The sequence below is a fragment of the Psychrobacter sp. AOP31-B2-9 genome, assembly GCF_052378005.1.
Classification (GTDB): Bacteria; Pseudomonadota; Gammaproteobacteria; order Pseudomonadales; family Moraxellaceae; genus Psychrobacter.
Genome location: NZ_JBQSXG010000053.1, coordinates 1 through 21,589, shown reverse-complemented (window position 1 = coordinate 21,589; position 21,589 = coordinate 1). Strand labels below are relative to the sequence as shown.

At 42.1% G+C, this 21,589-nt stretch carries 18 protein-coding genes and 1 other RNA gene; 3 read left to right on the top strand and 16 right to left on the bottom strand.

Features of this window, described 5'->3' with window-relative positions; all coding sequences use genetic code 11:
- Nucleotides 1–412: 412 nt before the first annotated feature.
- Nucleotides 413–1,201: a metallophosphoesterase family protein gene (locus ACT3SX_RS07945; RefSeq protein WP_442069686.1), complete on the bottom strand. Its 789-nt coding sequence runs from the start codon at nt 1,199–1,201 to the stop codon at nt 413–415.
- A 289-nt stretch (nt 1,202–1,490) separates the two neighbouring features.
- On the bottom strand, nt 1,491–2,912 hold the full coding sequence (locus ACT3SX_RS07940) for an SLC13 family permease (RefSeq protein WP_444524357.1): 1,422 nt from the start codon (nt 2,910–2,912) through the stop codon (nt 1,491–1,493).
- 420 nt (nt 2,913–3,332) lie between these two features.
- Between ACT3SX_RS07940 and ACT3SX_RS07935 the strand changes: the two genes are divergently transcribed.
- The gene (locus ACT3SX_RS07935; RefSeq protein WP_444761702.1) at nt 3,333–3,497 is read left to right on the top strand and encodes a hypothetical protein; all 165 of its coding nucleotides are present in this window, start codon (nt 3,333–3,335) and stop codon (nt 3,495–3,497) included.
- 43 nt (nt 3,498–3,540) lie between these two features.
- Here ACT3SX_RS07935 and ACT3SX_RS07930 read toward each other — a convergent pair whose 3' ends face one another.
- Nucleotides 3,541–4,236, bottom strand: coding sequence for a YoaK family protein (locus tag ACT3SX_RS07930; protein ID WP_192519462.1), 696 nt, complete (start codon nt 4,234–4,236; stop codon nt 3,541–3,543).
- A 135-nt stretch (nt 4,237–4,371) separates the two neighbouring features.
- Complete coding sequence (locus ACT3SX_RS07925; RefSeq protein WP_442069679.1) at nt 4,372–5,178, bottom strand: enoyl-ACP reductase FabI; 807 nt, start codon at nt 5,176–5,178, stop codon at nt 4,372–4,374.
- 339 nt (nt 5,179–5,517) lie between these two features.
- On the opposite strand from ACT3SX_RS07925, the gene folE reads away from it, so the two are divergent.
- Nucleotides 5,518–6,114 carry a GTP cyclohydrolase I FolE gene (gene folE, locus ACT3SX_RS07920; protein ID WP_442069677.1) on the top strand — a complete coding sequence of 199 codons (597 nt, stop codon included), beginning with the start codon at nt 5,518–5,520 and terminating at the stop codon, nt 6,112–6,114.
- Nucleotides 6,115–6,198: 84 nt separating this feature from the next.
- Here the strand turns inward: folE and msrB are convergent, their stop codons facing one another.
- The 12 genes from msrB to ACT3SX_RS07860 all read right to left on the bottom strand — a co-directional run bounded on the left by msrB (nt 6,199) and on the right by ACT3SX_RS07860 (nt 20,957).
- On the bottom strand, nt 6,199–7,425 hold the full coding sequence (gene msrB, locus ACT3SX_RS07915; protein WP_442069675.1) for a peptide-methionine (R)-S-oxide reductase MsrB: 1,227 nt from the start codon (nt 7,423–7,425) through the stop codon (nt 6,199–6,201).
- A gap of 133 nt (nt 7,426–7,558) precedes the next feature.
- On the bottom strand, nt 7,559–9,229 hold the full coding sequence (locus ACT3SX_RS07910) for an ABC transporter ATP-binding protein (RefSeq protein ID WP_442069673.1): 1,671 nt from the start codon (nt 9,227–9,229) through the stop codon (nt 7,559–7,561).
- A gap of 1 nt (nt 9,230) precedes the next feature.
- Complete coding sequence (locus ACT3SX_RS07905; RefSeq protein WP_442069688.1) at nt 9,231–10,262, bottom strand: ABC transporter permease; 1,032 nt, start codon at nt 10,260–10,262, stop codon at nt 9,231–9,233.
- 50 nt (nt 10,263–10,312) lie between these two features.
- A complete protein-coding gene (yejB, locus tag ACT3SX_RS07900; RefSeq protein WP_442069672.1) occupies nt 10,313–11,383 on the bottom strand; it encodes a microcin C ABC transporter permease YejB in 1,071 nt (356 codons plus the stop codon).
- Nucleotides 11,384–11,431: 48 nt separating this feature from the next.
- Nucleotides 11,432–12,211 carry a hydroxyacylglutathione hydrolase gene (gloB, locus tag ACT3SX_RS07895; RefSeq protein ID WP_192519456.1) on the bottom strand — a complete coding sequence of 260 codons (780 nt, stop codon included), beginning with the start codon at nt 12,209–12,211 and terminating at the stop codon, nt 11,432–11,434.
- A 136-nt stretch (nt 12,212–12,347) separates the two neighbouring features.
- Complete coding sequence (locus tag ACT3SX_RS07890) at nt 12,348–14,180, bottom strand: extracellular solute-binding protein (RefSeq protein ID WP_192991772.1); 1,833 nt, start codon at nt 14,178–14,180, stop codon at nt 12,348–12,350.
- A gap of 273 nt (nt 14,181–14,453) precedes the next feature.
- A complete protein-coding gene (gene serC / locus ACT3SX_RS07885) occupies nt 14,454–15,578 on the bottom strand; it encodes a 3-phosphoserine/phosphohydroxythreonine transaminase (RefSeq protein ID WP_192519454.1) in 1,125 nt (374 codons plus the stop codon).
- A gap of 171 nt (nt 15,579–15,749) precedes the next feature.
- Entirely contained in the window at nt 15,750–16,610 is an 861-nt protein-coding gene (locus ACT3SX_RS07880) for a hypothetical protein (protein WP_192519453.1), read from the bottom strand.
- 133 nt (nt 16,611–16,743) lie between these two features.
- Nucleotides 16,744–19,602 carry a M48 family metalloprotease gene (locus ACT3SX_RS07875; protein ID WP_192519452.1) on the bottom strand — a complete coding sequence of 953 codons (2,859 nt, stop codon included), beginning with the start codon at nt 19,600–19,602 and terminating at the stop codon, nt 16,744–16,746.
- An 89-nt stretch (nt 19,603–19,691) separates the two neighbouring features.
- Nucleotides 19,692–20,288, bottom strand: a complete 597-nt coding sequence (locus ACT3SX_RS07870; protein ID WP_192519451.1) for a LemA family protein — start codon at nt 20,286–20,288, stop codon at nt 19,692–19,694.
- 319 nt (nt 20,289–20,607) lie between these two features.
- Nucleotides 20,608–20,704: signal recognition particle sRNA small type (ffs, locus tag ACT3SX_RS07865), an RNA gene on the bottom strand.
- 76 nt (nt 20,705–20,780) lie between these two features.
- Complete coding sequence (locus tag ACT3SX_RS07860; protein WP_192991773.1) at nt 20,781–20,957, bottom strand: hypothetical protein; 177 nt, start codon at nt 20,955–20,957, stop codon at nt 20,781–20,783.
- On the opposite strand from ACT3SX_RS07860, the gene ACT3SX_RS07855 reads away from it, so the two are divergent.
- Nucleotides 20,947–21,589: AraC family transcriptional regulator (locus tag ACT3SX_RS07855; RefSeq protein WP_444761701.1), on the top strand; the 643-nt coding region annotated here is incomplete at its 3' end. The two genes, ACT3SX_RS07860 and ACT3SX_RS07855, sit on opposite strands and share 11 nt — an antisense overlap.

Below are 21,589 nucleotides of genomic sequence, written 5' to 3'. Positions count from 1 at the left end.
TTGTTATTAAAAAATGCTACAGCCACTAGAACAACAAACAGTCCTATTCCTATTCCGATACCTGCAAGAATCCACTTAAAAAATCCTTTTATAAAATTTTGCAAATCTGTCCGCCCTATTCTATTTTTATGAATGAGTTGTTTATTCGATAAACTTGTTAATTATCATGCCAATTTTTAAAATTCTTGATACTCAAATAGCCAACATATTCTTTATCTGCTAAATCTCCACCTAATACATCATCAACGATTCGATCGATGGGTTCAATCACCAATTAAAGGTTTGATATCAGAGCATTCACGTTATATATATCGTCTATATCTACTTTAAACTTATCATCAATATGTGAAGCAACATCAAAAGACGAACGTCTGTCTTTAAAAGTAAACTGCTGTGGGCATGAATAATTTCCTTATAACACACGCCCTGTTCTCAGTGCAAACGCCCAATCCTCACGACCATTCTGTGAGGCCAATTGAGCAGCAGCCTCATAATCGTACGGTATCTGGATATGTTCAGTTTGCCAGCGCACCGCTTGCTCGGTCTCAACACAGCTAATGATTGCATAATTTGCATGAGGGGAATAGGTCTGCATTCTGTGAATATTAGGTAAGTCATCTTCGTAGGCAGGATAACCGACGCTACCAGTATTGATAATTATTTGATCGTTTGATAGCTTTACCGTACGCGGAATATGAGTGTGGCCACATACGACAACCGTACTATCAATACCACTGAGCAATGCCAAAATATCTGCATCGCTACGTACTCTAGGCTGACCTGTTTCTATACTCTCTAACAGATAGACCATATCATCTGTTGGCGAGCCATGGCATAAGTAGACATCCTTGCTTAAATGACAATCAAAAGGTAAATTTTGCATCCACTTAATAGCCGCTTTAGGTAAATCTGCGATAATAAAACTTAGTGTTGGATTACCCGCAATATCTGCCGCTGTCGCCTCATATATCTGCCTATCTTGATTGCCACAAATGGTAATAATATCGTCTCTACATGTCATCAGCAGACCATAAGTCGCTTTAGGTGCGATAGGCCCATACAAAATATCACCAAGATTGACGATTTGCTCTATATTACGACGTTTTATATCTGCAAGAACCGCTTCTAAAGCAAAGACATTACTATGAATATCTGAGATTGCAGCGATTGTATTTATATGCTTACTGCTAAGTTTTGTCATAGTAATTATCTGCTCTCATCAATAAGGTTTTATACAAATATCACAGCCTTAACCTCGCTTGAAGTATCACATATATATTTGCGCTTGATTGTTTTGTACTACTTTTAAATTGAATCGACTATAAGTCATATCCCCAATCTAAATGATAAATGGGCTAAAAACCTCAAAAACAAAAAGCCCGATGCCTAAGAATAACTTAAAGCATCGAGCTTTGTTTTATGACTGTATTTTATAACTATGTTTTACGGCTATATTACTAACTAAACTAGAGTAAGCATTAGTAGCTAAGTTATATTAAGAAGAAATACGCCCATAGTCCGACAACAAAGGTGGCAATAATATTAAGAATAATACCCGTACGAACCATCTCTGTCTGCTTGATAAGTCCTGTACCAAATACGATCGCGTTTGGCGGTGTCGCAACGGGCAGCATAAAGGCACACGATGCACCAATACCAATGACCAATACTAATACTTCATGCGGTAAGCCCATTTGCTCAGCGATAGCAGCAAATACTGGCACCAACAATGCGGCAGAGGCTGTATTAGAAGCAAATTCGGTTAAGAATATAATAAATGCAGATATCGCAATCATTACCACCACCAGTGGTGCAGCAGATAATGCGTTAGCAACCGTTTCACCAAGTACTAAAGACGCACCTGAGACTTTCAAAACTGTCGATAGCGCAATACCGCCACCGAACAGCATGAGCACGCCCCAATCGGTATTATCAGAAACCTGCTTCCATGATACCAATCCTAAGCTGACCACTGCTGCGGCTGCTGACAAAGCAATGATGGCATCAGTATCAGAAATATCTAAGGCGGCACCAATTTTTTTGGAAAATATCCAGCTTAAAGCAGTAATAATAAAGACAATAATTGTCGCTATACGCGGCTTATTCCACGCAATAGGATCATCTTCTGTCAGCGTGATTTTACGATTCAGATTGGGTTTAAGGAACAGGTACATCGCGCCCAATAATACTGGTAATAACACCAACATCATCGGTATACCAAACTTCATCCAATCAACAAAGGCAATATCAAGCGCTTTGGCAGCAATAGCATTCGGTGGTGACCCGACAATCGTACCCAAACCACCAAGACTTGCCGAATAAGCAATACCCAATAGCACAAACACAAACGTACCGCGATCTTTTTCACGATCAACTTGCGTCAAAATACCTAGCGCCAAGGGCAACATCATTGCCGCAGTGGCTGTATTTGATATCCACATTGACAAAAATGCCGTCACACCAAATATCAAAAATACCGCTGTACTAAGCTTACCACCTGACATCGACAAGATTTTTAAGGCGATTTTTTTATCTAATTGCTGCACATGTAGAGCAGCAGCCAAAGCAAAACCACCAAAAAACAAATAAATCGTTGGGCTGGCAAAGCTCTGCAAACCAATTTTGGCATTGAAATCTGGTATACCAATCAGCGCACCAACGACTACTACTAATAGCGCCGTGATGGTCACGTGCAGTGCTTCTGTTAGCCAAAGCACACCAATGAAAAACAACAATGCAAGACCTTTATTAGCATTGATATCAAATGGTAAAACATTATAGATAATCATAGCGACAATCGCCGCAATAGCGACAACTATCAACCCTTTACCAGTTCCTTTTGGAAAGGTATCGGTAAATAAATACTCATTGCCATCAGTAGGTAGATGGCTGTCTAGTTTTTGTTCTGACATAAAACGTCCTTATTTCCTCAAAGACAATGTGAAAACACCTTACATATCATAGGTACTCTAGTACTCACTTTGTCACTCACCCAAAAAAATACGTGGCTATCATAGCAGATATACAACAGAAAAATGACTTAACCAAGAACTTAATAAATTAATACCAAATTCAGGTATATCAGACATAGCTCTTATATAATTTGTATCTTACCTATACATGAAGGAACGCACCACCTTAACGCAAACAATGATGTTCTATGGTTACACATCGTCACTAAACAGGTGCATACTTTGCCTATACAAGCACATAGCGTGCGCTCATACTTGTTATTAGTTTGACTAAAAAATAAATATCAAAAATGCATTTAATAAACATATTTTCATTAGATTTTACGCTAGCAATTGAATAAAAACAAACAGGAGTATGTCATGACACATGCAAATAGAAAGGATTCCACTACTAAGATGGCACCCAAAGACATCAATCAAGACGGTTTAGCCAAAGAATATCAGCAGCGTACGAATGATTCTGCACTTGATATGATGCAAGGTATGCATGAACATGAAGATCATAAAGAAGAAGGTGATAAATAAGTTATCGCTTTACGTTTACAGTAAAAATAATAGGCGCTTATCATTATGATGAGTGCTTTTCTCGTCTTGGTTCTCTCTTTTCTGGTAAATGACCTGAAGCATAATTATATAAAAACGCTGCTGTCAGTACAATTGTAATAGGTACTAATAATGCACCATAACCCACCTTGGCATACATAAATGCCCCTACCGCGCTCCCACCGCAAAAGCAATACCAAATAATCGCTTGAAACCCCAGTGTTGGCTTACTGATCGAGCGACCCGCTAGCCAATTACCTATTGCCGCACCCATGTCTGACGTCAAGCCCGTTAAGTGAGTAGTACGAATAACAGCACCACTATAAGTAGCAACCATTGCATTCTGCAAGCCGCACGCCATCGCCGCAGCCAACTGTCCTAAATAGTCGTGCTGTTGGTATAGCCAATAGCTAATCACTAGTAATAGCGCTTCTATATACAGCGCTTTTCCATAACCTTTACCTAGTTTTAATGAGGCTTGTCCAATAACAAAACCGCTTAATATAGCACCTGCTAAAAAAGAAAGTAACAACGCACCAATATACAAAATACTGTGTACATCTAAATAAGCAATCGCCGATGCAAATAAGCTGACATTACCCGTGACATGCGAAACCGACAAATTAGCAAAACCCATCAATGCTGCCGTGTTGACACAGCCAGCACTAAAGGCAAGCACCGCACCACCCCACAATATCCACCTTGGTAATTTAGTTATCATATCTACTACCTAAAGACTGAACTAAAAACAGCCCATAGTATAACTAAAAAAGGCAACCAATTGGCTGCCTCCTTTATTTCTTAAACATTATTTTCAGACGACATTGCTAGGATGCGTCCTCATTACAGGAAGCAATTACTTTGGTTCGTCGATCATCATTAACTGCTCGCTAATAGCAACCGTATTAAATCCTGCATCTACAAACATGATTTCACCAGTGATACCAGAGGCCCATGGTGATAATAAGAATAATGCCGCATTGCCCACTTCTGTCTGAGTGATGTTGCGCTGTAATGGTGCTATTTTTTCGCTGATATCAAGCATTTTACGGAATGATTTGATACCACTAGCCGCTAACGTACGGATAGGACCTGCTGAGATAGCATTAACGCGGATTCCTTCACCGCCCATAGAAGTCGCTAAATAGCGAACACTGGCTTCCAAGCTGGCCTTAGCCATACCCATGACATTATAGTTTGGTAAAACCGAGATACTGCCTTCGTAAGTCAATGTCAACATAGAGCCGTGACGCATGGCTAGTAACTCACGCGCTTCTTTGGCCAGTGCCACAAAACTATAGCTTGAGATGTCATGCGCGATACTACTGCCCTCACGGGTAGTTGCATTGACAAAATCACCGTCCAATTGATCCATCGGCGCAAACCCAATCGCATGTACCACACCATTGATACCATCGCCCCAGTGCGCAGTCACTTGTTCAAAACAAGCAGCGATAGAGTCATCAGATGCCACATCACACTCTAATACTAAATCCGCCTCGAACTTCTCTGCTGCCATATCCACACGTTTTTTGATTTTGTCATTTGGATACGTCAAGATCAATGATGCGCCTTCACGATGTAATGCTTCAGCGATTGCCCAAGCGATAGAAAGTTTGCTTGCGATGCCAGTTACGACAAATCGTTGTCCTTGCAGTAGCATAGTTTTTCCTTTTGAATCAATTAGAGTTATTTAAATTAAAAAATTATTTAGAGTTATATATGATAAATAATCAGTGCTAGTAAATCATAAATTAAAGATGGCTTATTATACACGAATTAATTTAAGTAAACAGTCGTAAACTGTATTTGCTTATAATGGCGCTTAATATTGATTAAACATTGAACTACGAGCCACAGCAGTATGAAGTTAAGCAGATTTCAAGTATAATCACAGCCCTTCCCAGCTTGCACAATTTTTATAATAATCCTTTATAACGGTTAGTTATAACCAAGGATTTAGCGTTAAGCTACACCCACATTTTGGATGGCTGCCAAACTTATGAGTAACACCCCAACAATAACATCAGAATACCAAGAAAGTATTGAGTCTTATCGTCAATTGATCGGCTCAACTGGTGAAGACTTGCATCGTCCTGGTCTTGAAGAAACACCCATGCGTGCCGCAAAGGCCTTTGCTCACCTAACCCAAGGCTATCATCAAAATTTAGATGACGTCGTCAATGATGCGCTGTTTCCATCGAGTAATCGTGAGCTGGTTTTGGTTCAGAATATTGAATTTTATTCATTGTGTGAACATCATATGTTGCCTTTTCATGGTATCGCACATATCGGTTATCTACCCAATGGTCAAGTGTTAGGTTTATCAAAATTTGCCCGTATCGTAGATATGTTTGCCCGTCGTTTACAAGTTCAAGAAAACCTAAGCGAGCAAATAGCACAAACTATTATGGACGTCACCGGCTGTCGCGGCGTCGCGGTAGTGATGGATGCCGCACATATGTGTATGATGATGCGCGGTGTTAGCAAGCAACACTCCACCACACGTACGATGTCAATGTTGGGCGAGTTTGTCCATGATAATCAAGCGCGTACGGAATTTCTAAGCGCAATACCTAAGCGTCAACCAGCTTTTTAATTATTCAATAAATCATAACTTAATCTTCAAAAACAAGAAAAGGACGCATTAGCGTCCTTTTTATTGTTTCCGTTTTATTAAAAATTAAGAAGCGATTGGTTTTACGTCATCAATCCAATCACCGTAACCTTCCTTTTCCATATCCGCTAATGGTACAAAACGTAGTGCCGCCGAATTCATGCAGTAGCGCTTTCCTGTCGGTGCAGGACCATCATCAAATACATGGCCTACATGCGAGTCAGCATAACGGCTGCGTATCTCGGTACGAACAGAGAATATACCTCTATCTTCTTTTTCAACAACCATATCTGTACTCAATGGACGAGTAAAGCTTGGCCAGCCCGTTCCTGATTTGTATTTATCACGAGAAGAATACAGAGGCTCACCCGATATCACATCGACGTATAGACCAGGTTCTTTGTTATCCCAGTATTCGTTATCAAATGCACGTTCGGTGCCTTCTTCTTGAGTAACTTTGTACTGAATATCATTAAGCGATTTTTTCAATTCACTTTGCGTAGGCTTTACAAAGGTTTCTGAATTGAAGCCCGTGGTCATTTTAGTATCAGTGGAGGTGCTTGAAGACGCAGTTGGAGTATTTTTTTCTATGCTATCTGCATCAGGTTTAAATTGACTGAAGTCTAACTGATAGTTTTTACCGTATACACTTTCGATAAACTGATAACGACCAGAATTAAAAGTATAGGCTTTATAACGAATCGGATTCTTTTTATAATAATCCTGATGATACTCTTCTGCTGGATAAAACGTGCTAGCAGGAGTAATTTCTATCACCACTGGTTTCTCATACACACCAGAATCTTGTAATGCCTGCTTGGCTGCTTCTGCTGTTTGCTTTTCTTGCTGATTATTATAAAAAATAGCAGGACGATACTGTGTACCGCGATCTACATACTGACCTTCAGCATCTGTGGGATCAGCGATACGCCATAATGCCTGCACTATACCCTCATAGGTTATTTCCGTAGGATCATAATAAACCTGCGCCGCTTCAGTATGACCCGTGCCACCCGCTGATACTTGTTTGTATGTTGGGTTTTCAGCCTCGCCACCTGTATAACCTGAGACTACTTCTACCACACCAGGAATCTTCTCATAACCCGCTTCAACGCACCAAAAACAACCCCCAGCTACTGTCGCCACAGCCAAATTAGGATCTGTCGGTGCATAAGGATTTTCAGACGTTGGCGTGGTCTTTGCCGTTGTTTCAGTGGCGGCACAGCCCACAAAAAGAGTACTGCTTACCGCTACTACTACAGCAGCGACCCTAGTTTGTAATGTGCGGTTCATCAGAATATCCTAAGAGTTATGGTGTTTGTATAATTATAATAACTCGGTTATGTGACTACAATACGCCTGTTTTGTTATAAAAATTTAACATGATTCAAATATTATGTACTTTAACTGAACAATAGTTTTTGGATTACGTGTGGCTTGCCTGTATTAGATGCTGAGTGTAAGTATGTTTTGGATTATTAAAGATATTTTCAGTACGTCCAGACTCCACGCACACGCCATCTTTGAGTACCATTATCTGTTGACACAACGCGCGCACAACTTTTAGGTCATGGCTGATGAATACGTAACTGATTTGCAATTTCTCCTGAATTTCACGTAGTAATCTCACCACGGTAACTTGCGTGGTGCTATCAAGTGCAGAAGTTGGTTCATCTAATATTAATAAACTGGGTTGCATAATCAGCGCTCGTGCCAGCGCCACACGCTGCCGTTGACCACCAGATAGCTCATGCGGATAACGCTGCACAAACTCAACAGGCAAATGCACAGTAGCCAAACTGTCTATGACTGCCTGCTGACGGGCACTCTTATCAACACCTTGGACGAGCAACCCTTCTTCAACAATTTGCATCACTGTCATACGAGGATTAATACTGGCAAACGGATCTTGAAACACCATCTGAATCTGCGAGCGAAAAGTACGCAGCTCACGTTTTGACAATGCCATAACATCTTGACCATTAATGACTATTTGCCCTTTAGCACGCGCTTGATTGCTGAGCAACTGACTCAATGCAAGTGCCGTCGTCGTTTTACCAGAACCAGACTCACCCACGATACCCAATGCCTGACCTTTCGGTAGCGTTATATCTAACGCTTTCACTGCCTCGAACCAACGCTTGATACCGCCAAATAGACTTTTTTCCATTGGAAATTGTACTTGTAGATTATTTACTTGCAGTACCGCTAACTGCTCATTTTCATTCTCAGCCGAGGTCGTGAGCGCTTGACCAAAATCCTGCTGAATAAGCGTTCGGGTATATTCCGCCTTGGGTTCATTAAATACCGTAGCCGTCTGTCCTTGCTCAATTATTTTTCCTTGGCACATAACGATGACATCGTCACTATAACGCCTGACTAAATTGAGGTCATGACTAATTAGCACCATTGCCATATTATGCTGACGCTTTAAATCATCTAATAGCTCAAGAATCTCATGTTGCAACGTCACATCGAGCGCCGTCGTTGGCTCATCGGCGATTAAAATATCAGGTTGTTGTGCCAATGCCATCGCAATCATAACGCGCTGTCGTTGACCACCTGACAACTCATGCGGATAGCGATCCAGCTTATCGGCAGGATCGGTAATATTGACGTCATCAAGCAAAGCTATACTTTGTTCACGCCATTGTTTCTTTGGAACACCGCTTAGACGCAGTGATTCCGCGATTTGTATAGCAACGGTGTGTAGCGGATTGAGCGCCGTCATCGGCTCTTGAAACACCATACCGATGCGCTGACCACGTATAGTGCGCAACACAGAGTTTCGCCTTTCATTATTGGCTATTGGCAATATTGTCATGCCAGCTGTACCTGCCAGCTGTACTTTGCCCGTAATGGATAAGTTATCTGGTAACAATCCCAATAGCGCGAGACTAGAAATAGATTTACCAGAGCCTGATTCACCAACGATGGCTAAGGTTTGCCCTTGCCTCAGCTCATAAGACAATGCATCAACCAAAGCCGCGCCCATAGCAGTATGAATACTGAGCTTATCTACTGTCAGTATGAATTTATTTTGTTCGTGACCGTGGCTTTCATCTGGTCTGTTGTTTGGCTCATTAGTTATAGTCATATTAAGAACGCCTCGGATCAAAAGCATCGCGCAGCGTTTCACCAACGAATATTAGCAGTGATAAAATAAAGGTTAAACTGAAAAACCCTGATAACGCTAGCCAAGGTGCGTCTAGATTGTTTTTGCCTTGTACCATCAGCTCACCAAGTGACGGTGAACCCGGTGGCAGCCCATAACCCAAGAAATCCAATGACGTTAAAGCAATAATATTCGCAGTGAGAATAAAAGGTAACTGCGATAAACTTGAGGCCAACGCATTGGGTAAAATGTGTTTTAGCATGATGCGACTGTCCGATACACCCAGATTGCGAGCGGCACGTACATAATCGAAATTACGTGCGCGCAAAAACTCTGCTCGTACCAAACCCACCAAGCTCATCCAGCCAAACAATAACATCATGGCAAATAGCATGGTAATACTAGGGCTAAATAAACTGACCAGAATAATAATCATAAACAGCTGAGGCATTCCGCCCCATACTTCCATGAAACGCTGCCCAATCAAATCTATCCAACCACCATAATAGCCTTGGATGGCACCGATGATAATACCAATCAACGCCCCTGCAAGCGTCAATGCCAAACCAAATAATAAAGAAACCCGTAGTCCATAAATTATCCGCGCCAATACATCACGCCCCAAGTCATCTGTGCCAAGCCAGTTTTGAGCGTTGGGCGCGGCTGGATAAGGAATACCCAACTCAACATTGGGTGTCTGATCGGCAAAGGGAATAATCGGCATGATATAAAAACCCTGATCATCAATCAGTGCTTGCACCGCAGGGTCTTTGTAATTGGTTTCAGTTTCAAACACACCACCAAAAGTCGTTTCAGGATACGCCTTTACTACTGGGAAGTAGTAGTCGCCCTGATATTGCACCAGTAGCGGCTTGTCATTGGCAATCACATTGGCAGCCATACAAATAATAAATATCAGCGTAAACATAAACAGCGATACAACGCCCAAACGATTGCGACGAAAACGGTTTAGGCGTGCCTGCCAGATAGGATTTAGCCTACGTTTTTTTGGCATAGAAACAGGAGATTCAGATGAGGGCGTTGAAGGTAATGGATGACTTGACATTAGCGCCCCTCAAAATCAATGCGAGGATCAATCAAGTGATAACTTAAATCACTGATTAACTGTAATAATAATCCCAACAAAGTAAAGATAAATAGCGTGCCAAATATCACGGGATAATCGCGCTGCTGAATGGCTTCAAAACCAAGCAGACCTAAACCATCAAGCTTAAAGATAATCTCAATCAGGAAGTTACCAGCAAAGAATATCCCAACGATCGCGGCTGGAATACCAGCGATAATAATTAGCATGGCATTACGGAAAACATGCCCGTATAACACTTGCCGCTCTCCCAAACCTTTGGCACGAGCAGTCAACACATATTGCTTGCCAAGCTCTTCTAAAAAACTAAACTTGGTCAAATAAGTCAAACCAGCAAAGCCACCAACCGTACTTGCCAATAGAGGCAAAGCCAAATGCCAAAAGTAATCTTTTACTTTACCAAGCGCACTGAGTTGATCAAAGTTCTCTGAGGTTAATCCTTGTAGTGGAAAGATATTCCAATAGCTGCCCCCAGCAAAGAACACCAATAGTATGATAGCAAAGACAAATACAGGTATCGCATGTCCAATCGCAAGCAGCATAGCCGTTGCTTTATCGATTCCTGAACCATGGTGCATAGCTTTATAGACCCCAAGTGGAATCGCTATCATATAAATCAGCAGCGTACTCCATAACCCAAGCGATATTGATACTGGCAGTTTTTCTACAATCAGGTCGGTTACTGACTGACCTTTAAAAAACGATGTACCAAAATCTAACTGAGCATAATTCTTTAGCATCAACCAAAAACGCTCAGGTGCCGATTTATCAAAGCCATACTGGGCATTGATAGCCGCTACCATGTCTTCTGATAAGCCGCGCGTCCCTTGATAAGTACTGCTATTACCACCTGCACTGCCCGCACCAATATTACCAGCCAGCGCATTGTCTTTTGCGCCTTGCTCAATAAGTGCGAGCTGCTGCTCAACAGGGCCGCCAGGAGCTGCTTGCACAATGACGAAATTTGCGAGCAAGATTAAAAAAAGCGTCGGTAATATCAGCAGCAATCTTTTTAGGATATAACGACCCATAACAGCAGATTCCTAACATAATGAAAGAGACAACAACGGAAAATTTGGCTAAAAATTATTTTTGAGCTCACGTAAAGCGGCAAATACAGTCAAAGACTTATCGTCGTCGAGATTCATTTTAGCCTTCACACCTGCTATCACGCTTGGTTCTTGTGTACGTAAGAATACATTAACCAGACGCTCATGCTCTAGGGTCACAGGCAATGTTGGAATACCTTCTGCTGTTTGTTCCTGTGCATAAGCGAGTGCTTGCTGCATTGCTTCATTAGCGGGTTCAATCGATAGGCCAAAGCGTAAATTGCTGGCCGTATACTCATGTGCAGGATATAACAGCGTCTCAGCCGCTAGACTATTCAAACGCTTAAAGCTGTCATGCAGCTGCTCAATCGTACCAGTAAATACCCGACCACAACCCGCACTAAATAGCGTATCACCGCAGAAGCAATGTTTGAGCCCATCGATATCTAAAACATAGGCTACGTGACTCGCTGTGTGACCATATACGTCCCAAACTTGTGCCGAACAACCCCAAGCACTTACCGTACTGCCGTCTTTGATTGTCTGATCTTCATCGACATTATGCTCAGTATGCGCAACCAAATGCGTCATCGGGTAAGCCTCTTGTAGCTCTTCAACACCGCCAATATGATCGTGATGATGATGCGTGGTCCAAATAGACGTTAGCTCTAGATTGTTTTCTTCTAAGTAGGCAATGACAGGCTCAGCTTGACCTGGATCAATGACAATCGCTTGCTTATTATTTTCATTAATCAATGTCCAGATATAATTGTCATTGAACGCTTTAATCGGGTGGATACGAATACTCATGGTGAATCCTTACGAATAGTTATCTTTGTTGCTTGTTTATCAGATATCTTTGTGAAATGCTTTAACCTTCAAAATTGTTAGCTTTTACCGTTTTAAATAGCTATCGTCTTAAACAGACACTATTTTAAACAGCTACTTACTGCTTTAAATAAGCATTAACGCGCGCTTCTGCTGCCTTATCTGTCCACCAGTAGTCAATACCCACGGCATTGGTAGGCAGTTTTTCAGTGTGACGGTATTGATTCCAATAGGCGACATTGGTACCTGACTTGCCATATAACGGCACCAGATAATAACCTGCCCGTAATAAGCGGTCGAGCACTTGGGTGTATAACACAATCTCATCACGGTTATGAGCGTTGCCTAATTTTTCTATTACCGTATCAATTACCTCATTTTTAATACCCGCTGTGTTTCTATTACCGGCTTGATCGGCAGCCGAACTGCCCCAAAAACCGGCTTGTTCGGCACCTGGAGACAAGCTTTGAGCAAAGACATCAACGACCATATCATAATCAAAATTGCGCATGCGTTCATAGTATTGCGGGCTATCCACTTGACGCAAGGTCGTGTCAAAACCTAAACGCTTTAAGTTACGAATATAAGGCAACAATACTCGTCCCATGGTTTCGCCTGTCATCAAAATCTCAATTTGAGCGAGCTGTCCATCAGGCTGATATAGCTTCATATCGTTATAGTAAAAGCCAGCATCTAGCAGCAGCTGCCGTGCTTTTAACAACCCTTGACGATTAAAACCCTTTCCGTCGGTAGTGGGTAATTGCCACGCAGCTAATGTTGCCTGACGTTGCACTGGTTCAAGCTTAGCTAATAGAGGAGTAAGTACTGCCATCTCGTCGCCTGATGGTCTACCAGTTGCCGCAAGCTCTGAACCATGAAAGAAGCTCTGCAAACGTTCATACTGTCCATGAAATAAGGTCTTATTCATCCATTCAAAATCATAAGCCGCGGTTAATGCTTGACGAACACGAATGTCTTGAAAGATTGGCCGACGCATATTCATCACCAGACCTTGCATCGCTACTGGATTTTGACTGCTTATCGTCTCTTTGTTAATCAGCCCTGATTTTACCGCAGGGAAGTTATAACCGGTTGCCCAATTAGACGCTTTATTTTCAGGACGGAAACGATATTGACCGGACTTAAAACCTTCAAACGCAATTTCATCACTTTGATAATACACAAACTTAATCATGTCAAAGTTATAACGACCGCGATTGACCATCAGATCACGTCCCCAATAGTTAGGGTCACGCAGATAGCTCACGGAGCGTCCCGCATCGACTCGACCTAGCTTATAAGGGCCACTGCCCATCAGTGGTGTTAACGTGATTTTCTCAAAACCAGTATCGATAGAAGACTTGGCAAAAATAGGAAACTGCCCGACCGTTAACAGAATTTCTTTATTATCAGCAGAAGCAAAGACAAACTTTACTCGTTGCTTATCTACCACTTGAACCTCTTTAATATCTCCCAAATAACTACGGATATACATCGGCCCTTTGTTCAATAGCGCATCAAAAGTGGCTTTAACATCATCGCTAGTGACTGGTGACCCATCCCAAAATCGCGCATCAGAATTGATATGATAAACAATCCAGCTGGTATCATCAGGATCATAAGTGACCTTGCTTGCTAGCTGCGGATACATCGTAAAAGCTTCATTTAATGAGCCCGTCATCAGAGTATCATATAGATAATCTGTACCAGCCATCGCCACACCAGTGGTCATCCACTTATTAGCAGCGTTAAAAGTGCCGCGCGTATCAAGCGATAGCGTACCACCTGTCGGCGCATTTGGATTGGCATATGGCATAAATGGCGCGTCAATATAGTTAGTAGGACTATTATGACCGAGCGCAGTAGTCGTGATTGGTACTGCGTTACTGATAGGCGCCCATCCCACGACAGCTACCAATAACACAGTTTTTAGCATGGTGTTTTTTATCATAATAAAGTTATAACAAGCCCTTGTGCCAAACCAATGAATATATTTAGAATTTTTCTAGAAATTACAGCTCAATGCAAAACTCACTAAAAATGATACGTAACGCAAAATTTCATCATAACAAATTTAAGTTTTTTAACCTAATGGTTTACCGTGTTAAGTACGCTGTCATACAAACGACTGACTTGATAGAAACACAATTGATTAGGGCGTGTTCAATAAAAAAGGCGCAACTCCTAAAAGTTACGCCTTTCACTGTCTAAAGCCAACCTCTATTTAAGCGTGCTTTTTCTCAAACGCTATCATAAAGTCCACCAGTTGCTGTACCCAGTCTAGTGATACGGCATTATAGATACTGGCACGCATACCGCCCACATCACGGTGACCTTTTAGGTTCATCAAACCTGCAGCGGCTGACTCTTCTAAAAACACTTGGTCAAGACTGCTATCTGCCAACGTGAATGGCACATTCATAATAGAACGATGCTGAATGGCTACTGGGTTGTTATAAAAATCGCTGTCATCAATCGTCTTGTAGAGTAAGTCTGCTTTTTGCTGATTAATCTTGCCAATAGCAGCAACGCCGCCCTGCTCTTCTAGCCAATCAAAGACCAGTCCTGCCAAGTACCAAGAATATGTCGCTGGCGTGTTTGACATAGATTGTTTTTCGGCCTGATGCTCGTAGTTCATCAGTAGCGGGCACCACTCACTTGCCTGCCCCAATAAATCTTCACGAATGATCACAATAATCAATCCTGCTGGACCAATGTTTTTTTGCGCACCAGCATAAATCATACCGAACTTAGAAACATCAATCGGTTGTGACAAAATGCAAGAAGACATGTCGGCAATAATAGGCGCATCAACTTGTGGTGGCTCAAATATCTGTAAACCATGAATGGTCTCATTAGCACAATAATGAAAATACGCCGCATCGTCACTCAATTGCCATTCACTTTGATCAGGCACATCGGTAAAGTTACTGTCTTTGCCTGTTGCGACCACATTCGTCTCACCCAAACCCAGTTTGGCATAGCGATCGGCTTCTTTGATTGCCTTGCCTGACCAAGCGCCTGTGGTTAGATAATCTGCGCGTCCGCCATTCAATAGATTCAATGGAATCGCTGAAAACTGTAAGCTGGCACCGCCTTGTAAAAATAGCACTTTATAATTATCTGGAATGTCCATCAACGAACGCAATTTCGATTCCGCTTTTTCGGTAATGGCGACGTACTCTTTACTACGGTGACTGACTTCCATGACCGACATACCACTGCCCTGCCAATCAAGCAGCTCATCTTGCGCGCGTGATAATACAGCAGTCGGTATCGTAGCAGGTCCCGCTGAAAAATTAGGCACACGGTTAGGAGCGGCAGTATTGATAGTTGATGTGGTGGTCATAATCATTATCCTAAATATGATGAAATCATCGTTGTTTGTTGGAGCGTAAAGGTTATTGATTAAAATCACTTTAACAGTGATTTTCGTTGTTTTTATTCTCTAATATCTGTTTTGTTCTTGCCAACAATTTATGCTGATAGTTTATCACCGCACCTATGATGACAAGCCGGCTTAACCAGATAGTTTATCCCAAAGCTGACGTTTTAACCCGCTATCGGCAAGCATCTCATCTAACGTGGGCACAGCAGTAAGTGTCGGATGCTCAAGCCCTTCAGGCAGTTCAGTCAATGCTACTACTTGTATTTCTTCGCTGCGGCCGATTTTAAAGACATATCCTGCAAGGCTGGCGTTGGCAAGCTCAGCGGTATCCATGCCTTCACAAATGGGGAAAGATGTGGCCTCACAAGCGATTGATAGTGCTTGAGTGATGTTTTGCCATAGCTTTTGACTGTCATTATTGAGTGCTTGGATATCAACTAATATTACCCAGTCACCATAGCGCCCTCCTTGCAAGTCAAAAGGGGCTACTTTTTTTAAGCCATCATCGTTGGCTATACTATTAGAAATAGAAAGAGAGGATTGTTCAATAGAAGCCGTTGTTTGCTGCACGATGTGTTCTACTAGGGGTCGAACCGCCACATCAGGAGTACTGCTATCAAAGCTATAATTGACAGGACTTTGTTCATGCGGTTGTGTTAAGCCTGCATCACTAGCATCATGATAATAGTTACTAATAGATTCATCATCAATGACAGCTGATATAGTATCAGCAGATGCTATATTCGACGTTTCAGCGTTCGCAGCAGCATTACTTTGACGTTCAATAATTGGTTGTGCAATGCTCGTAGCAGACGACGCAGTCTGAGCCGACCTATCAACGATAGAGTCAGGAATAGTAGGCGCAGCAATATCTGCCATATCGATAGTGTTGGAGCTTGGCTGTACCCACTGATTGATACCCATCATCGCTAAAATCTGACGCTGCTGCATACGATGTTGCAATACTGTTAGCGGGTCTGCAATGTCACTCATGTTTCTCTACTATCCTACTCGTCTAAAATGGGTTTACAGAATATTTGTATAAAAAACATCAAATAATAACTTCGATCATGCAATATCTAGCCAGCCCAGTACAAGTCAAGCAATGCCTACGCACTTCGCTCATTCAAAACAGCTTGCGAATACCCAACCAGCGATCAGCCAATAGCATCAAACAGTCATACTCATCTTGACTGACTATCGTATCATGTAACATCACGGTATGTAATGTACTCAGCCATTGTTGATAATGGATATAAGTGTAAGAATTATCAGTCACGTTATTATAATCTATTTGATCGCTTCCCTGTTGCTTCTCTTTATCATTATCATCACATGTATCTGCTGTTGTAGCAGATACAAATGTAGGTACAGTCTCTATCAATGCTAATAACTGGATACTGTTCAGGCTCTGCGTGGTTAATAACAGCCATTGTAAGTTTGCATCGCTCACAGCGGCTAAGTCAATATCAATCAATCGTGCATGGCGACGTAAGTCTACAATATAGTGAGTCACACTAGCATCGTTATAGCCGAGCATTGAACTATGGCGCTCTGAGATCATTTGGCCTTTGACATCTTTTGACAAACGATAGGCCAATAGAGCAAGCATCGTTTTTTCCACACTATCCAGTCCGACAAATATCTGACCAGAAGGATCGAGCTGCGCATATATATCGTTTGCACCAGTTTGCAATGTATACTGCCATGACTTACTTTTATCTGCATTCAACGGCTGGTCACCCAGCACCATTGACAGTATCGATAGCAGCGGCTGTAAGTGCAACGCTTGCCATAATGACAAAATAGAATGGGCCTGAGACACATTACTCTTAACATCTGTATTCTCAATATCAGCGCTTTCATCGGTCATCTTATCTGCCAGCACTTTACTTAAGTCAGCGCTCAACTGATGATTGATCAGGGCCATAATACCCTGTTGGTAGCGTGTCAGCATCGTACGATATTTTGCTTGCTGACTATAATCCTGATGGCTTTTATTGCTGTGACTGCTTTCATGCTGCTGACGTAATGTTTCAATCATGCTCGATGATAAGTCATGTTGGCTTAGTTTTTTTAGTGCCGTTGTGATGAGTACGCTATCTAAGCGACGGTCCATTGTCGCCACACTCTCTATCAATTTATTATCTATTGTGTGCGGCAAAATTTTCGTTTGGTTATCACTCTTTGTTATGTTAGTTGTAATTATGGCATCAGTCGCAATCTTGCTCCAAATATCGGCTAAGTCATAAGAAGCCGTCACCTCTAGTGCATGACCTTGATGGCATAGCATCACCGCTTCAATTAAGGCTTGCGCTCCTAGCGGATGATGGCTGTGATTAAGTACATACTGTGGTAATGAGACCTTTTTAATATCATCAATACTGATCAAGTCTGCTACCGGCAAATCACTATCAGGTTGTGCTTGCCACGGTTTTAGCTGTTTAAGAGTACCAATATCTTCTGCTTGCACCTGCAATCGTCCGTCAACAACAACATCTTGTTCGATCACAAACTCAAGGCCTTTCTCTGCCTCTAACTCATTATTCATCTCTTGATTAGATAATGATTGAGATTGAAGTGATTGTTTATTAAGTTTTGCTTTATTGCTTAGGCTATTGGCTGTTATTGCTCCCCAATCGCCAAGCCTGCGCTGCTCGTATATCTCTTTTACCTTTTTTTGATTGATGCGCTTTTCTTTGGCAACTTGGGCAGAAAACTTGTGATAAGCATTCTCATTGATGGCACTCATACGCTCAGACAAACTAGGATGCGTGGCAAACCAAGAGACATCGCCTAAGTCCGTGCCACTGCTGGCAAAGAAAAAATGGCTGAGTCCGTTGATATCAGTAATACCTGTTAATCGTGAACCTAGCGAATCTTGATGAATGGCTTTTAAGGTTTCCATGATCGCAGGAGAGCGTGTCAACTGTACACTGGTCGCATCGGCGAGCAACTCACGCTGACGGTTAAAGCTGTGTTTGATGAGTTGAGCGCTTGCCATACTCGAAAAGCTCATCCCATGCAATAACAACGTCCACACACCACGAGGTGCTTGACGGTCTACTACTGGTTTGTTTTGTAGCCATCTCGATTGAATATTTGCGGTGGCTTGTTGATTTTGTGACTGATTCTGCCAGTACGCCACCCATTCACTATGAGTGGTAAAACTTGCCGTCTGATTTTCAGTACTGCGAGCATGACGATCGATAGATTGTTGTGATAAAACAAAATTTTGATTGACGGTATTATCAAAATAATTGTCATTACCAAAATAACTGTCATTACCGATAGGGTCGCTCCAGTCATACAGTATCTGTAGGCCTGCCAGCACCACCATCAGCTGTAAGTTAAAATTGGCATCACCATGCAAAATATGACCATACTCATGACCAATAAGTCCATACAATGCCTCATCAGACAGTTTATCAAGCGCCCCTTGAGTCACGACCAACACCATATCTTGACTGTGTCGACCCGCCACAAAGCCATTGATGCCTTGCTCCTCGGGGAGCACATACAAAATCGGCATGGTTAAACCCGAGGCAATGGCCAGCTGTTGCGCAATCTCATAATAACGTCGATAGGTTGGCGGAAAATCACGCTCATCACGCACCGCAATATGGCGTGCACTGTAGCGAACCTTTTGCACAGGCTCATGCTGATGAGCAACACCTTGGCTGTGCTCCCAAGCATCTTGACTGTCATCAATAAATAGCCGCACCGCACCAACACGCTGAGCAATAGAGCGACCACCCGCTTTTAAGCGACGATATTCTAAAAAACTACCGCCAGCGAAACTGCCTAGCGTCCAAAGAATGACCAGCACTAGCGCCCAGTGATAAATACCGCCCGTAAATACCGTGAGCAACAGCACCATGACACCAAGTGCCACCGCTATATGCGCAAAGACAATGAGAAAAAATAGCCCATAAAGCAAGAGGCTACGCTGAGTACGTGTGCGCTGTTCACCAAAAAAATCCATCTGATTGTCTTACCTAAACCTTGTATTGCCTAAGCTTTATATTAAATAAACACATAAACGCATGCTAAACACACAAACGCATGTGAATATCAGCCCATATTAACAACAGGTGCTTGAGCAATCGCCTTTCTATCTTCAAACACCAACTGACTTAATGGACGAAAGCCAAAAGTCGTGCTAACCAGATTGTTTGGAAACACTTCGCGATCGTTATTATAAAACATCACACTGTCATTATAATGCTGACGCGCAAAACCAATGCGGTTTTCGGTATTGGTCAACTCATCCATCAGCTCTTTAATCACACTGTCCGCTTTTAGCTCAGGATACGCTTCCACGACAGCGGAAAATTGCCCTAGAGCTTTGGACAACATGCTTTCTGCTTTAGCAAACAATGCCATATGTTCCATTGAATCTGGCTGATGCTTGCTTGAATCTTGCAAGCTTTGGGCATGATTACGTGCATCAATTACACGAGTGAGCGTCTCTTCTTCATGCGTCAAATAACGCTTAGCCGTTTCCACTAGATTTGGAATCAAGTCATGGCGACGTTTTAGCTGAACATCAATCTGAGAAAAACCATTTTTTGCTTGGTTACGCGCACGTACCAATTTATTAAATATAGATACCCCAAATACAACCAATATCACCACAACTGCAATAAACAGCCAAACAAACATTTTCATAATAGGATTCCACAACGTTTCGTATTGTTATTAGGGCATGTTGTACAGTCACTTCTGGAGTTAGAACCTACATCCATCATAGACAAACATTCAACACACGCTAATGTTACTAAAAAGTTAATATATTGTATTTTAACCCATATTAATCAATGAAACTTCATTAATCACTGAAATCCTGAAATCAAATAAGAAATCGAACGATAAAACGAATAAAATTCACGCAAAAAAAAGCCCTTTACAATGAAGGGCTTAATACATAATACGAGTATTTCTGACTGATTATAAAACCAATTATCAAATTTTAGGCAAAAAAAAGCGACTCCAAAAGCACATCCTCGGCACACACTGTGACTATTACCGTTGCTACCTTCCGGTCCTGGCGGGATTCATAGAACAATGTTGCGAGGCTACCAATGGAGCCACCAGATGCAAATTATACAAGGATTTTTTTATTTTGCAACCCCTGTTATAACATTGAGGTTAATAAATCATTTATAGCGCCCAGTTAAACGATGTTTTTTCTTCAGACACTGACCAAAGCTTGGTGGCTAGCGTCTCATCCAAAGCGACTTTATCTAATGGACACATTCCAATAGCCCCAACGGTTTGCGCGCGCTTTGTAGGCCCATAAAGCCTTTGTTGTTCAAGACCTGATTGCGTGGCACACATTACCTCGGGCCATGATCCTTTTTCAGCCGACTGGGCGATGAAGCGAGACGCAACTACCGCATCACCTGACAATCCTCTTATGGGCGTATATATCTCATTAGACACTAAGGTAATGACAGAGCTCTCAATCGAGATGCACAGTAAAGCGAATGGCGTTATACATCATCCTAAAAATACATCCCATCCCTTAGGGTTATCGCTTTCAAATTGGGACAATGGCTTTACTAAGGCATTGTTTCGGCTACTAATGCTAATAGATAACCCCGTTGATACCTTGATACTTGGGGAAAGCCGTTTACGCGAATTTTACTATGCCCTATTAAAGGGGGAATCAGGATATTCAGCACAACGCGCTTTTGGTGTGGGTAATGAAATTGCTCAATCTATCGAATACTTGTCAGCACATTTGGATGATGTGATTACTATTGAAGACATGGCCAAACACGTAGGAATGAGCCGTGCAGTCTTGCATCGTAAGTTTAAACAAGCCACCTCCATGTCACCTATTCAATTCATAAAATCCATGCGCTTGAACGCTGCTGCCATGAAGATAGCAACGGGCATGACTGTCAATACAGCAGCCATGCAAGTCGGTTACTCTAGCTCATCACAATTTAGCAGAGAGTTTAAAC